The 15,829-nt window shown below is 41.2% G+C and carries 5 protein-coding genes; all 5 read right to left on the bottom strand.

What is annotated here, in order from left to right; all coding sequences use genetic code 11:
• Nucleotides 1–8 precede the first annotated feature (8 nt).
• The 5 genes from Q0Q74_RS02625 to Q0Q74_RS02605 all read right to left on the bottom strand — a co-directional run bounded on the left by Q0Q74_RS02625 (nucleotide 9) and on the right by Q0Q74_RS02605 (nucleotide 15,825).
• Nucleotides 9–2,861 (bottom strand): InlB B-repeat-containing protein, encoded by a 2,853-nt coding sequence (locus tag Q0Q74_RS02625; protein WP_294428234.1) that lies wholly within the window; start codon nucleotides 2,859–2,861, stop codon nucleotides 9–11.
• A 206-nt stretch (nucleotides 2,862–3,067) separates the two neighbouring features.
• A complete protein-coding gene (locus tag Q0Q74_RS02620) occupies nucleotides 3,068–7,858 on the bottom strand; it encodes a leucine-rich repeat protein (protein WP_294428232.1) in 4,791 nt (1,596 codons plus the stop codon).
• Between the two features lie 84 nt (nucleotides 7,859–7,942).
• Nucleotides 7,943–10,084, bottom strand: coding sequence for a hypothetical protein (locus tag Q0Q74_RS02615; RefSeq protein ID WP_294428231.1), 2,142 nt, complete (start codon nucleotides 10,082–10,084; stop codon nucleotides 7,943–7,945).
• Nucleotides 10,085–10,099: 15 nt separating this feature from the next.
• The gene (locus Q0Q74_RS02610) at nucleotides 10,100–13,315 is read right to left on the bottom strand and encodes a leucine-rich repeat domain-containing protein (RefSeq protein WP_294428229.1); all 3,216 of its coding nucleotides are present in this window, start codon (nucleotides 13,313–13,315) and stop codon (nucleotides 10,100–10,102) included.
• Nucleotides 13,316–13,398: 83 nt separating this feature from the next.
• Entirely contained in the window at nucleotides 13,399–15,825 is a 2,427-nt protein-coding gene (locus Q0Q74_RS02605) for a hypothetical protein (protein ID WP_294428227.1), read from the bottom strand.
• Between the last annotated feature and the right edge of the window lie 4 nt (nucleotides 15,826–15,829).

Raw genomic sequence — 15,829 nt, 5'->3', positions numbered from 1 at the left:
CTCCATGATTAGTCGTTACCAGTTCCATGAGGAATACTTGGGGAAATCACATTGTTGCTGAATACACTTGATGTTGCAGTACTTCCACTTGAAGAGTAATAGAGACTTGCATAAGTACTTTTCAATTCATCAGAAGTAATATCAAGATACTCATTGTCATCATCGTTGTAGATATACAGACTAGCTTCATCAAAACTATAAGAGCATGTATTAGGAACATTGCTTGTAGAATCAGATTTAAAGGTAGCCTTAACATCATTTATTTCTTCAGTTACAATGGCGAATTTTTCCAAATCGATCGTTACGACACGGTTTACATTTTTATATTTGTAAGCGCCCAAACTGTCCGTATAGAAAGCATATCCTTCATCAGAAATAACAAGTTTCTTTGGGTTTAGAGCAACAAATCGTAAAGGACCATAGAAAGATTTATCATAATTCGCAGTAGCAGGAGCATATATGCCAAATGAATTTGTTTTTGTAACTTCATTTCCCTGTTCTATATATGTTGAAGTTTTCTTTATATCGCTACAATTAAAAAGAACAGGGCTTGTAGATTTTTCAGCATCAGCATAATACTTATTACTAGGTACTGTATTGCCATCTGCAAAATAAGCATAGATATAATCATCACTTCCATTAAGAGCTGAATCTACCAAACCGAGTAAGTCGTTTGCAGAGTCTTTAGACGGATCAATCTTAATCACGCCACCTCTGCTGTTAAACGAAAGCTTTTCTGATTCAAATCCAGAATAATTCATCAGAATATATGCGCAGCCTTCCTGTACAAGCATATCGGTAAACATATATGTATAAGATTCACTATATGAGTTGATTATTTCAGTTTCAGTAAATTGTGTGGAAGTTTTTGCACTAGTTATTGAACCGTCAGAATTTGCTGAATTAAGTTCAAAGGTAAGCAAATACCAATACTTTTCTCCTGAAAGTTCAATATAACCAAAGGCGTAGAGAGTTTCATTGTCAACGGCCGCAACAAATGGATAGAAGTCTTCTTCATCAACAGTAGCAGTTACGGTATATGTAGAACAAGCAGCATTACTTGATGAAATAAGATTAGCATATTTATACAAATCTATTCTTGTCTCATAAATGTCATAGCCATAGAGCACATTCTTTGCAATATCAACAGTGATTTCGCTTACATCCTCATCACAAGAAACGCCATCTGCTGGGAATCCTTCTTTAGTTGATGGGAATCCTTCTTTAGTTGACTTGATGATTTTATAGCCCTTCGTGTACAAATTTCCGTCTGCATCGAAAGCAAAACAACCTGTTGAATTTCCGCTTAAATCAGCAGTTTCGAAGTCATCAGCAGTTCCGATATACTCAAATTCTCTCAGATAATAATTTGAACCGTTATACAACGCCACATTCGTGCTCGGTGTCGCATATTCGTTATAAATCGTAACATCAAAGGTCTGGCTGCTGGTTACGGTTGTTGCATGTTCTTTATTTACCGGTTGTGTCGCCGTGACATAAAGCTGATATGTGCCCGGTCGGTTAAAGACTTTTGTTCTCGACAAGGTTAATTTATTGCCTTCGAGCGAGTAATATGACTTTCCGATATCATTTCCGTGATACAAAATCTGTGCATCATAAGTTACTTCATCTTCGACAGGATTTCCGTTTGCGTCTTTTGCGCTGATTTCGATTTCACTGTTCAGATACAAGGTGTTCGCGCTCAAATCAATCACAAGCACTCTGTTATCAATTGAAACGCTGCCAGCTTCCTTTTCATACCACTTTGCCCACAATTCGATATCGCCGGTGCTGCCCGCTGGAATCTCTTCGATTTTCTCAGTCAAATCATTGTTCGTGTACCAGCCTGCAAAGACATAGCCTTCGCGCTCAAGTTGCGGCAAGTTGATAGCACCGCTCTTTCGTGAGTATTTTCCAGGACCAACTTCGCCGCCCTCAAATTCAGCAGGATGGTCTTCATCATCTTCGTCATTAAAATTATATGTGATGTTATAAGTCTCATCCAGTTTGATTGTCTGCTCGGCCGTGGTGGTAAAGCCCTTTGCAACACGAACGATATAATCAATCGGGGTCAAAGGAGTGTCCGTGGCCTCGCCAGTTCCGTCGCCTGTTCCTTCTGCGTAAAAATTGAACAAAAGATAGTATGAGCCGCTTTCAAGTGGCACCGCATCATCAACAGCACTTCGAGTATAAGTGACAGAATAGATATATTTTTCAGTTTGCGGGGTTGGGTCAGATGGGTCAGGATCTGAAGTGTTAATGCCAGAACCATTAGGGTCTGAATTGTTGTCAGAAACCTGAGTAACACGAATAGAGCTCCAGTCGAAGGACACTTTATCCAGTTCTCTGGTCTGAGCCGCATCCATAAGGGTGGCAGTGACCAATCTGATATTTTTGTCCGGGTCATCAAAGTTAACGGTGATGCTCATTCCACCGACATTTTTTACAGAAGACATTTCAAAAGAAATTGCGTTCTCCACGCCGGATTTAATCGTTGATTCTGTGTTACCAGAAAATTCAAGTCCGTCCAGAAAAGCCGTAAGCGTAAACGACCAGTTTCCGACCTGAATCGGAATCTTTGTATCCTGAAGCGTTTCCAAGTCTGCAATCGGAGTAGTTCCGCCAGCCAGCGTGATTTCATCATTACCTTCACGCGTACCTTTAAGCACAAAGTTCTCAAGGCGGTTCACATCATCAGCAGGATTCGCAGTTGGATTAAGCGAACGAGCCAGCAAAGCAGAGCGAATCACAAGATAAGTTCCGCCGTCAGAAGATTCTTCACCAGTCTCCCGAATTCCATTTCCGCACGAGACCAGCGAAATCATAGCCGCAAAAGCCAGCATCAAAAAACATTTTCTCATTTATGTCTCCTTTTTCTATTTCAAATTTGTGGCAGCATCCCCCGCCTATCCCAACAATTTTCTCTCTTCTATGGGCGCATCCGCCCGCCTTACGGCGGGCGGTCGGGTGTTCCGCAGTTCCGCTGTCGCTCCAGCCGCTTCCCTCGCTGCGCTCAGTCCAGTGGCCCGCTACGCGGCTGCTTCATACCCTTGCGCGGAGGCTTGTGCTAGAACTCACGGATGGCACAGACATAACCTTCTCCGGCAAGATTAGTAGAAGGACTTACCCCCTCTGTACAAGGTGCTCCAGTATCAAATCCGACATAACTCCATAAATAAGTTAATGAACCTGATACAGTATTTGCCCTGTTTGCTGTAAGATAATCGTAATTATCCCCTGCATCTCCGGCTGCAAGCTCTGTTCCACCTATTGCCGGTAAAATAGTATTTATCATTTTATTTCCACTATAAAGATTTGTCCATAAAGCGACCATTTCAGCGGCAGATGGCAAATACCAGCCGCTTGCATAAGAGCCTGTAAGATTGAACTTTGCACCATAATTATTTGCCCAGTTAAAAACAGGATAATCTGATAATTCCGCAGAAGTATCTACCTTACATATTTCTTCCCAGTTATCACTTCCGTTCAAATCTCCTGACACATATTCATTTTGTCCAGAATTATAAATATAACTAATATAAGGTTCTACCGGAGCCGTAGTACCAGAAGAACGTGTAACCAAAATATTAGTAAATGTTGTGTTAATTCCAGTTGTTGAAGTTGTCCACCTATAACGACCTGTATTTGTGCCATCTTTTTCTTCAAAACTGTTGTGAATACCAATACCAAGTTTTCTTGCACCTAACGCATCACTTGAAGTACCAACATAGAAGATTACAGCAACTGCGGCGGCTTTCTGGTCTGCAGTCAATGTTAAACCGTCTGTATAAGCAATTGCAGAACCGTCATTAAACACAATGTCGCCGACAGCATCTGGAGCAGTTTTAGAGCCTATTTTATAATTGTACACCCATGTTACATTATCCCGCCCATTAAACGCGCTGGATGCAATCGTCATCGCATCTTTCTGCTCTTCCGTACCCTTGTAGTTTACTGTGGTGAGGGCTGTACTCTCGAAAGCCCAATTGCCTATCTCCTTTACCGACACAGGGATTGTAACCGTTGTAAGTGAAGAACAAGAATTGAATGTCTGCGTAGCTATAGCCGTAAGCGATTCAGGAAGTGTAATGCTCGTAAAACTTGAACAATACATAAATGCTTCGTGTCCAATTGAACTTACGTTGTCAGGAAGATTGATAGAGGCAAGTTTTCTACACTTAAAGAAAGCCTCGCCCCCAATACTCGTCAATGCCGAGTCAGCACCAAAAGTTACGTTTTCAAAGTTACAATGGGAGAACGCATAAGTCCCGATTTCTGTAACTGTATTAGGCACAGCAAAAGTTCCTGTAGCCGTTTTATTGCCGTACATAACAAGTTTAGTACCATTTATCGTGTAAATTGCACCGTCTTCAGCAAGTTTGAGGTTTTTGTTGCCGTCTGCAAGCGTAACGTTTGCAAGTGAAGAACATTCATTAAATGCTCTTGCGTAAATTGTCGTTACAGTCGAAGGAATGTTGATTGTTGTAAGCTTTGTACAACTGCAGAATGCCAGTTCTCCAATGCTGGTAACTCCTTCGGGGAGCAGTACGCTTGTTAAGTTTTGACAACCGACATTATTTTCATAGAACGAATATGATGGAACACTTGTCAAGCCTGTCGCATAAGACAAATCCAAATCTACTTCAATTGTATTACTGCTTGAAAGCGACATGAGTGCATCGCGAATAGTTGTGAGTGTTGCCGTATCAATTGCACCCGCCAAACGCACGGTTCCGCTTTCACTCATGTTTTCTATATAAGATGCGACCGTACTTGCCGTAGCGTTATAATCAACGAGTTTTCCGTCTTTTGTCAACAAATAATTTGTCGCTGTCGTTGGCGTTACCGCAAACTTACCGCATTCTTTACCAAGAGTGGTCGAAGTCATGCCTTCTTGTGTAACATTGCTGACTTCAAGCCATGTAACACTAGCATCGTAAGCAGAAGGGGTAATTGTTGCTACAGTGCTTGCAGACAATTCACCAATAATCGTGATTTTTGCATATCCGACTACATTATGATTGCTATCTTCCGTATATCCAAGATAAACATCGTTATTACCAATACCTGTTTCAGCATCAGAACGAATTACGGCAGTTCCACCAATTCTAAAGACACTGCTTGCATTGTCAAGACAAACGGCACCGCCCTTAATTGTGCAAGTTCCAGAATCAACAACATAGTTTTTGCTGATTTCACCGCCGGTCATTTCAAAGGTACAATTGCTACCAATCAGAACGCCCGCAGAATTTCCTGCTGCCCCTGCATCCGGTTTCGCCATATTATTGCAGATTTTTCCGCCAGACATCGTAAACTTACCGCCATGCAGAACAAGACCGCCACCGTAAGCATTTGTACCCCAGCAATCCGTACTGTCAGCCTGTCCATAAGAGATTTCACCGCTTGTCATTGTTACGAGAGAATTAGCACCATTGACATAAACATTTGCGGCACAATCACCAGCAACATTTCCGGTTATCATACCACCTGCAATTTGCATTTTGGCATTGTTTACATGAACACCACCACCTCGTCTAAGATATGGAGAGAAATTCGCACCAATTTCAGCACCCTCATTAACAACAAGCACTGGAAGTGTATCAGTATCTGCTATGCCATCACCTGAAATAAAGATACCAGCTCCACCGTCATAAATATAGTCTCCGTCTACAGTTTCACCACTATGAGTCAAACTATTATTTGTGACTTTTGCGCCGCTATTCATGGTAATTTCGATATGATCACCTGCTGCATAAATACCGCCACCACGAACTTCAGCAGTGTTTCCTGTAATCAAAGCACCTTCACCAAGAGTGAGTTTTGCTCCAGCATTAAGTATAATACCGCCGCCGTTTTGGCCTTCTGAAATTCCGCCGGTAATCGTAAGATTTTCGATTGTAATAGGTGTGCCCGTTGTGACTGAGAGTACTGGACCTGTGCCAGCACCCTTCAAGCTGTCCTTTTCATTGCTAGTTTTACCTCTAAGAGTGATTGAGTTTGCCGCAATTACAGTTATTACACCGTTATCATTCGTATCAGCGATTATCTGACCTCCGCTGACTTCACCGTCAATTACAATCGTGTAGTCTTTTGAAGAATCGTTCATAAGTGCTACTGCATCAGCAACTGTTCTAAGAGGCATTGCTGCAGTTCCACGGCCAGTTCCAGAAGAACCATTCTGACCGACATAAATCGTATCGATATCCCAGCAGCCATAAAGGGTCAAGTTCTGTGTTGGAGTAACATTAAAATCAAACAGTTCAGTAAATTTGCTGTCAGTGTACCAGCCGTAAGTCGGTGCGTAATCAATAGTTGTCTCACCTGTAACCACAAGTTCTGGCTCTACTACGCGACTTCCTTCTATTACATACTGTTGAGCAAGCTGTTCTGCAAATCCGCTCAAATCAACTGTTGAAGGAGCATTTGTTGTATCAAAAGTGATTGTGTATTTTCGCTTCCATTCGACCTGTGCAAGGCATGAATAATATTCGCCGGCTTCATCCACTGCAATCAGAGAAATGGTATAAACGCCGCTTGGATAAGCACTTGCGTCAATTCTGAGCGTATTTTCATTTGAAGTCTGAACTTCGCCGTCAACTTTCCATGTGTAGGTTTCAAGTGATTTTTTAGATTCGCCCTCACCGACTTCAGTTACTGCCGTAATTATGATGTTTTTGCCATCGATTGTTACAAGTTCGTTATTCGCATTCGGCACAAAAGAAATGTCGCTTGTTTCATCAACTTTAAGAGTAACGGAAATGCCTGTTTCTTCAGTTTTGTTCCATTTTGCGTAAAGCGTGTAATCATGTGCGCTTTCAAGCCCTGCCGAGATTTCAGAAATTTCGTTCTCATCGGTGCAATCTTCGTCAGTATACCAGCCGCCAAATTCAAAGCCTTCGCGGACAGGAATTTCTTCATCCAAAGCGACTGCCGTGTAAGCGTTTCGGCGTGTGTCGTTCTTGGATTCCTCTTCACCTTCGCCCCAAGAGCCGCCGTTCAAATTGTAGCTCACCTTGTAAAGCACATTCACTTTTTCAAGGTCGAGTTCAATCGTCTTTTTGGTCTTAAATCCGTGGATTTTTACGATGTCAGAAATTGTATTGAGGAGTTTTGTTGTGTCTTCTGAATCGTAAAGTTTTATCTTCAATAAATAGCTTCCGTTCGGCACATCCAAAACGGTGTAGTTTACGCTCGCAGAATCTGATTCTGCGATTATCGTTAACTCAACTGGATTTTCAGAATAATCAAGGGCACTGTCTACGCCTTTGCTTTCAAGTGTATAAAGCCCTGCCACAACCTTGCCGATTGGATTTCTGCCTTCGGTATAATCCCATGTAAGCGTGATTGCAAGGTCGCCGCACTCTCTGACATAGCTCATTTCATCAAAAACGATTGTATTTCCGTCTGATTCGATTGTTTTTGCCAGAATCTCGCCAGCCTGAACTACAGATTCGGTTCCATTAATATCTGCATAAAGCTCAAGTGTGAAATTGTAAGTGCCTGTATCAAGCGTAACTGAATCCGCACGCATCATGTCGAGCGCATTCAGCTGAGTGCCGTTTTTTAAGCCCGCTTCCCATTCAAGAGATTCTTTTTCATCAAAAGAGTACGCTGAATATTCACCGTTAATCTGAAGCTGTTTAGCCGTAATCACTGCCTTGACCACCTCATCTTCGGTCAGGTTCAAAGGCATAATCGTACGCGAGTCCAAATTTCCAACGGAAAAGGAGATTTTAACCTTTCCGCCAGTGCGCACATCATTTTTGGGCTCATTTAAATCCGAGCAGCCCGCCAAGACAAGGGCCGCAAGCAAGATTCCAGAAAGCCCTCCGACAATCTTTTCAATCACTTTTTTCATATTTTTTCCTCAATTTTATGCTGTACAAGAAAATAGCAGAGATTTTACTTTTTTACAATTACCTAAGCAGTTCAGATGCTTCTATTAAAAACCGCAAGTGCTGTAATCTGAACCGTTAGAGTAACCACCGTAGCCAGATTCAGGATCCGCCTTAACCCACCAGTCAAAACCGGCATCCACATCAACAATGCTCTGCATGGCAAAAGTCGCAAGATTTACTGTTACCACACGATTTTTATTCTTTCGCTTATTTTCGTCGTATTCGTAACCGCCCTCATCAGCAATCACAAGTTCATCAGGCTTTTTCGCAAGGAATTTTGAGCAGCCATAGAAATACTTTGTGTCTGAAACAGTGCTTGAACTGTCATCAACAGGATACCATGCCCCGTAAGTCCAGCCGTAAATCCAGACGCTTTCTGTTGCCCCGCTGGCCTTAAAATCATGCAAAGCAAGCGCATGATTCACCACAGTTGCACCGCCAGAAGTCGTTTCAGTCTCTGTATTAGTGATTTTGATGATTCCTCCGCGGCTCTCTGAGCGATAACTATCGCCATGATATTCATAAACATGTTCAGAAGCCAGAATATACAGCTCCGTTCCAGTAGAATTCGGCTGAATGTCAGTGATGTCCAAATAGCTATAATCTTCCAATTGATATTCACCGTCAGTAACACCATAAATTCCCAAATCGGTAAAGTTTTTCTCAAGGGATGCCACCTGCTTGAGATTTGTGCCTGAGACTTCGAATTTTTTGACATAAAGAGAATAGCCTGTGTCAGATGCACCGCCTGTGAAAGTCATGTACAAATACTTTCCGTAAGCAGCAAGTTTTACAGAGCGCATTGGACTTGGCATAGTCAAATCGCTACCTGATTCATCCACCATAGGAAAACGCGTAAATTTGCCGTCTACAGTTTTGAATATTGACCCGTTTATAGAAGAATATGCGTAAACCTCTCCATTGTAGACCGTGAAAGTTTCGAAGGTTGCGCTGATTGTATCGCTTGTGAAATTCTGAGCATAAGTCTTTCCGATTGCATAACCTGCATAAGACGGATATTCTACGATTTTTCGCAGTTCACCCTTTGCTGTTTCTTCAAGCGTGTAAATCTTCTGTGTTGCAGGATCAATCGCAAAATCTTTAATCTGAGAGATTTTTCCGTCTGCAAGCGTCATGCCGTCACCAATTTTTGCATTCGGTGAAAGTGTAGTGAAAACATTCAAGCCAGGAGCCGGATTTTCAAATTCCTTGCCCTTTTTAGCATGGTCGCGGTCATAAAGAACAATCGGGTATTCATCAGCAGCAACTGTCTGTGAAGATTTGTAAGATTTGAGCAAATCTTCCGAAAGAACAAAGCTTGTGTCCATTCCGCCGCTAGAATTTTCGCGCATCATGAAATAAGGAGCCGTGCCGTACCAGGTGTCTGTCGTAAAGCCAGACAAAACATTGATTGTTTCCTTGCAGCTGTAAACGCCCGAATCACCAGCAGTTTTATGGAAAACAAATGTCACATTGTAAGTTCCGGCCGGGATTTTTGTTGCCGTTATTACAGCTTTGTTTGATGAAACAGTGCTTGTACCAGAGATGACAGGAGTTTCTGTTTCGGTCTGTTCAGCTGATGTAAAAGATACAGAAGTCACTTCATCGGGAACGGTAATTGCGAGATTGATTGAACCGCTGATACGAGTGTCAGCCCATGGTTTTAATGAAACATTCTCGCACTCCATAGACGAGCCAAAATCAAGCTCATCCACAGAAACAATATTTGTTCCGCGCAGAATATAGACTGCTGAAGAAGAATCATTGTCAAAATCATGCCACAACGTAATTTCGATTTCCCATTTACCGATTTGATTCAAAACCACAGACCAGGTCATTTCATTTTTATCCACCGAACCAACCTGATACTCGTCAGACGCATGCTCATAAACAGTTGCACCTGTAACATCCTGAGATTCTTTAAGATGATAAGCATAGAGACGATAATTCAAATCCGTTTCAAAAGAACTTGTCGCCGAGCGGGAAGCATTTTTTGCACCATAAAGAGATGGAACAAGTTCCGAAGGAAGAGCACTTCCCAAATCAAGTTTTCCGCCCACAGAGCAAACTTTTTCTGAACTTTCATTTTTGTGATCTTCAGTTGCAGCATCAGAACAAGAGAAAAACCCCGCCGTCAAAATTAGCGAAATTGCCACAGATAAAGACAGTTTACATACCTTTTTCATATTTAACCTCTCTGATTATTCGCTGACAAAACGATAGTAATAATATCCGTTTCCTGTCCATTTATTATTGCTTCTTTGATATTGATTGCAAACATCTGTCTGAATAGTTTGGATTACTGTTTCCGTTGAACCACTTGCAGGAAGTTTGACAATATCATCACTTTCAGTAATTGTACTTGGTTTGTTGTCGATATAATTTTGCCACAGAGTTGCCTTATCAGAACCTTTTAACATATACCAGTTAGTTGGCTGGCTTGCAGAATCTGCCCCAACTCCGCCAATTGTGAATGAGGTGTACTGGGTTGCCGTTCCTGTTGCGACATACTCTTGGAAAGCACTTGGTGCAAGAGCTATAATTGAATCAGGAAGGGTAATATCAGTTATATTTATGCTATAGAATGCCAATTCTCCTATAGATTTAAGGGTTGTTCCCCATTCAACCTCAGCAAGATTTTGACAATTATAGAATGCCTGCTGACCAAGATGTTCAACTCCTGACAAATTCAGTTTTGTAATGAGAGTTTCACGATTCCAGAATGGATCTTTAGAAATTGTTTTTACTCCAGAGTTTGTAAAATCAAGATCAGAGATGTCACCAATAGCTAACATAAGTGCACCGTCAGCAGTTATAAGGAACTGTCCATTAGGTGAAGATTTATAATTTGTATTACCACTTTCTACTTCAAGACTTTCGATTCCAGAACAGCCGCTAAATGCTGTTTCAGCAAGACTTGTAACAGTAGCAGGAATAGAGAGTGCTTCAAGACCAGAGTTTGCATTAAAGGCATAATCACCAATAGTTGTAACTCCAGTCAAGGTGAGAGTTGTTAAACTAGAATTCTCTGCAAATGCAGAATCCCCGATTACAGATTCTTCAGAACCGGCAAAAGTAACGGTCTTAAGTTTTGAGAATTCCTTTTGGAACTGATATTTTCCGACATAGGCGCCTTTATTGAATTGAATAATCTCAAGCGTTGAATTAGAACTATAGAACATGTATGCATCGACCTTACCGTTAGTAGCACTACTTGATGGTGAAGAAGTATCTTTAATATACGCGTAGCCGTTGAACACAAGTTTCTCAATGTTTGCTATACCCGATCTTGAATGATAATAAGAAGTCGTATCAAGATATGCAACAAATTTTTCAAAGTCTTCAAAATTTTCTTCCGTAACATCGCAATCAATAGTAAGATTTTTTACCGTCGTGTTATAGAACGGATAAACACCATCTTCAAGAGTCGGAATATTTGCAATGGTAAGGGAATCAATAGTCTTATATTCAAACGCTTTATTTCCTAAACTAGTGATATTGGCAAGATTTTTGACCGTTCCAATTGATTCTGCATTTTTAAAGGCAGATTCTTCAAGAGATTTAACAGATGAAAGTTCACTGGAAGCAAAATCAATTTCTTCAAAAGAGACAGTTGCTGTACAGACTAGTTTTTTTACACCATCACTTTCGTTTGCAAGCAGAATTGTTCCATCCATGGCTGTAGAAAAGTTTTCGTTTCCTTCTGCTACAGAAATTTTTTTAAGCGCTGAGCAGTTATAGAACGGATTAGATGCAATGCTTGTAATACCAGACGAAATTGTAACGGCCTCCAGCTTGCTATAGACATCCCTGTTCGACACATAAACAGATGACATAGAAAAGCCCCTTGTTTCAATTGATGTAACGGTTTTTGGAAGCTCCACTGCACAAAGTGTAATTGCCTGAATGTCGCCACTGGCAACTTTTGTAACACCTGTTACCTCAGACATATCAAGTTCCACAGAATATGCAAGGTTATTGTAGCCGTCACTGGAATCTCCTTGAATTGCATTTGAAATAGTTCTGAGCGTTCCAGTCACATTGTTAGATGAATCGTCACTATCGATATATGTATCAACACCTTCTCCAGAAACTTCAAGAATCGCATCCCCGTCAAGATTTTTCATATATGAAGCAAGCGTTGTCGCATATTCGCTGTCGTTCGTAACATCAACATAGTAATATTCTTTTTCTTCCACAGTGATTTCAAACAGGGCAGATTCCGTAATCTCTTTAGAATCAACTGTAGCAGTGGCGGTCACATAAAGCTGGTAAGTTCCGCCGGTAACAAGTTTTGAGCCGGTACCGATTAAGACAAATCCGTCATCGTTCCATTCATAGAAAGAACCGTCAAGTTCCGTTCCACCGTAGAAAAGTTTTGCAGAAATGGCAGAAGTATCGATTTTCTCTCCGGCCGGGTCAAACGCATCAATTTGAATAGTGCCCTGATTCAGGTAGAGTTTGCCTTCTGGCGCGCAGTTAAATCGAAGCTGTGAATCTTCATAAGAAGGGAGTAAAATTACTCCGCTGGCATTTCGCTGAAGTGCATTAATTTTTTCAAGCTCGAGTGTTATCGTTTTTTCGGTTTTGTAGCCCTGAATCTTAACCACATCAAGAATCGTGTTCAAAATCACTGCACCTGTAGAGTCATAAACGCGGTATTTCAGATAGTAAGTGCCATTCTGCAAATCGCTTTTTGAATATTCTGCTGAAAATGAAGTTTCAGAAGTCGTTGAAACCGAAAGTGCTTCAAAATCATAGCTAGTGCTGCCGTTTGAATATGCTGTCCGAGCCTTGCTTTCTAATGTAAAAAGTCCGGCTTCAATCTTTCCGATTCGATTTGTGCTGCCAGACTCTATTTTCCACTTAAAAGTCAGTGCAAGATCGCCCGTCGCCTGAACATATTCTGCCGCAAAAGCAAGGCTTGTCGTATCCTCAGTGACAGCAAAGGCATTTTCCGAATCACCAAGAGTTGCTGACTGCAAAAGACGGTAATTCGGCTCATCGTTAAGTTTAGAATCTGTATAAAGATTGAGCGTAAAAATGTAATTTCCGCAATCAAGCAGCACAGTATCTTGTGTCATTGCCTCATACGCTGATTTTTGAGCGCCACCCGCAGCAGAAGAAAGCCAGATTTTTGCAACCGAATCTGAATCTTCTTCGTTCAAATCATAAGCCTCATAAGTGGCGGTGATTTTTTCAAATTTTTTGGCTGTAAGTTCGATTTTTGTGAAATCTGATTCACCTGCATTTACAGGCATAATTGTCTTTGCAAAGGAAGAATTTACAGAAAGCGTAACGCGAGCCTTACCGAAGGTCTTTTGGGCTGCACCGTCTTTAACGGAATCCGTAATATCACCACAAGAAGCAAAAAACAAAAGAGCAAGAAGCCCGGTCCATCTCTTTACTTTTTTCATATTTTTCCTCATTTATTACTACTTAAAAGAAGCGGGAACACCGACTAGTGCCAATGCTCCCGCGAAATGACTTTTTTAGATGACTATTTTGTTACTGTGAAAGTGGTTGAAGCAGAATACGGTCCAGAAGCCCCAGTATTATCAGTTATCTCAAGCATGACAGTATATGTTCCAGCATCAAGATTAGAAATCATCTGTTCTGTCCAGGTGTATGAACTAGTGGTAGCACCGTCAATAGGTTCTCCCTCAAGATACCACCGATATGAGTAGCCGTTAAGCATAGGTGTTGCCGTTACAGTTACAGCACCGTCACTCTCTGTAACGCTCATTTCGAAGTTTTCGCCCAAATCCGTTGTGTCAACTTCGCCCAGCGTTACAGAAATGCCGCTTGCCGCAGAAGTTTTTGTTTTATAAGCAAGGGAAATTTCCGGGATTCCGCTAGATACAGATATGCTAGATATAGAATCGTAGGTGTATCCGCTTAATCGAAGTTTACCGTCTGATGCAAGAACTTTTTCCATAGATGTAATTGTTTTTGCATCGATAGCAGAAATTGACATTTCAAGGGTGTTCAATGAGGCGTAAACAGTATATTTGTTTTCTTCATCAGAATTGCCGTCCAAAATGAATCCGACTTTACATGGTACACCGATTGAGCTTGCTGAAATTTCGACAGTGTTTGTCTCAGCAGAATCAACAGTAAACACATCAGAAACACCAACATAGTAAGAAGTGATTTTAGATGAGTCACCGTAAGCAACAAGGGCAACAAGAGCGACATCATTTCCGCGTCCCATAGTTCCCCATGTTGTGTAGCTGTCGTTGATTGAGATTGCGCCGTCTTTTACAGTCATTGGATTTGTCACGGTTTCAGTCGTAGAAGCAGAAGAAGGTTCATACTGACCAAGATATGTTGCATCAGTTGGAGTCGTTTCGTTATGCTTTTCGAGCAGGGTAACAAGTGCTTCAACCTTATCAGCATTAGAAGCAGAAGAAGCAAGTTTTTCTTTCAAAGCCTGTGCATTTTGTGAACTGATGCTGTAAATTGTGACTGTGCTTGGATCTTTATCAGTCGGCAAAGCACTACCGCTGACCGTAATATCAAATTGCATCGGACCTGCAGGAACAGAACCGACCAAGAATGTGATTACAGGGCCGCCCGCACTGGTAAACTGGAATGAATCACTGATGTTGATTTTCTGTGCCGTCGGAGATTCAACAGTCGCCATCTTGTAGTCATTACCCGCAAGCTCTGAGATATCCGCAGAATTAGCGAAATCGAAATAATTAGTTTCAGTGATTGTGATTGAATCAGAGTCGCTATTTACATTCCAAGTACCAGTTGAAACAATGCGGTCAAGAATAGAATCACCGTCTGTATAAGTGATTTCGTATTTGAAGTTATTATAAGTAGTTAATTTGAATCCAAATTCTTTGTATTTTTCAATGTCGCTCGCAGAACCTGTTGCCGTCAATACAGCTTCAACTTCAAACTTATCGAAGTACTTGTACATAGCGTAAGTTCCGTCATCAAGTTTAACAGGTGTGTCGCTTGATTCTTTCGTCTCGGAAACGGTGTAGCCCTGCTGAATAATCGCCGAAATGCAGTCGTCAATTACTGTCTCAAAAGAATTGAAATTCTCTTCTGTAACATTGAATGTCGGGAATTTGTCGTTCTCTACATATTCGCCTTTTTCGTTCTCAAACAAGAAATGAATTGCAAATGGAAGATATGATTCTTCTTTACGGAGTTCTCTTTCATAAGAAGCACTCTCTCTTCCTGGGCGGACAATCACGAATACCGGTGTTTTTGTAACGGATTCATCGCTTCGGGTTACAGTGAACAGAAGAATGTATGAGCCAGTTTTTACATCTACTTGTGAAAAATTGACATTTGATGTCGTGCCACTTTCTGTAATCTCTGCCTTAGTAAAAGATTTTTCGTTATAACCGCTTATAGCTTCACAAGAAGGGAATTTCAAAAGCTGTGCGGTAACACTTGTGACATCTTCGTTATCATAAGTAAAATTAACTAAAACGGTGCCTGTACCGATTTCATTAGCGTACTCTTCAAGATTGAAGATGATTGTGTTCTCATAATTACTACCCACATCATACGAAACAACCGAATGTAAAATCGAACCGCCGTTTTTGAATGCGACCAACTCAAAGAACCATTTGCCAACAGTTAATTCAAGTTCTGCATCCATCAAGTCAGAATATGAAAGAGGTTCTTTTTGACTGCCAAGTGATTTTTCTTCTTCAGATGTTTCGTCTATCACCTGATAATACGAAATCGTATAGGATAATTTTTTCGGATCAAGATGCTCAGGATTTGCCTGTCGGGAAGCATTTTCCAGCGAAAAACGAACAGTGCATTTTCCGTCTGCTTTTGCAAGTTTTTCGCTGGCAGAATCAGCAATATCACCGCAGGAAATAAGAGCAAATGCCGTAAACGCAAGAGCAAAAATCGATACAAATGAACGCAATTTCTTAGTCATAAAACTCATATTA

It is taken from the genome of uncultured Treponema sp. (genome assembly GCF_946187725.1).
Classification (GTDB): Bacteria; Spirochaetota; Spirochaetia; order Treponematales; family Treponemataceae; genus Treponema_D.
Note: the sequence above shows the minus strand (reverse complement) of the source record. Positions and strands in the feature narration are given on the sequence as shown.

Excerpts from the sequence above, each read along its gene's own strand:
- Q0Q74_RS02625 (WP_294428234.1), bottom strand. The coding sequence starts at position 2,861 with ATGAGAAAATGTTTTTTGATGCTGGCTTTTGCGGCTATGATTTCGCTG.
- Q0Q74_RS02620 (WP_294428232.1), bottom strand. The coding sequence starts at position 7,858 with ATGAAAAAAGTGATTGAAAAGATTGTCGGAGGGCTTTCTGGAATCTTG.
- Q0Q74_RS02615 (WP_294428231.1), bottom strand. The coding sequence starts at position 10,084 with ATGAAAAAGGTATGTAAACTGTCTTTATCTGTGGCAATTTCGCTAATT.
- Q0Q74_RS02610 (WP_294428229.1), bottom strand. The coding sequence starts at position 13,315 with ATGAAAAAAGTAAAGAGATGGACCGGGCTTCTTGCTCTTTTGTTTTTT.
- Q0Q74_RS02605 (WP_294428227.1), bottom strand. The coding sequence starts at position 15,825 with ATGAGTTTTATGACTAAGAAATTGCGTTCATTTGTATCGATTTTTGCT.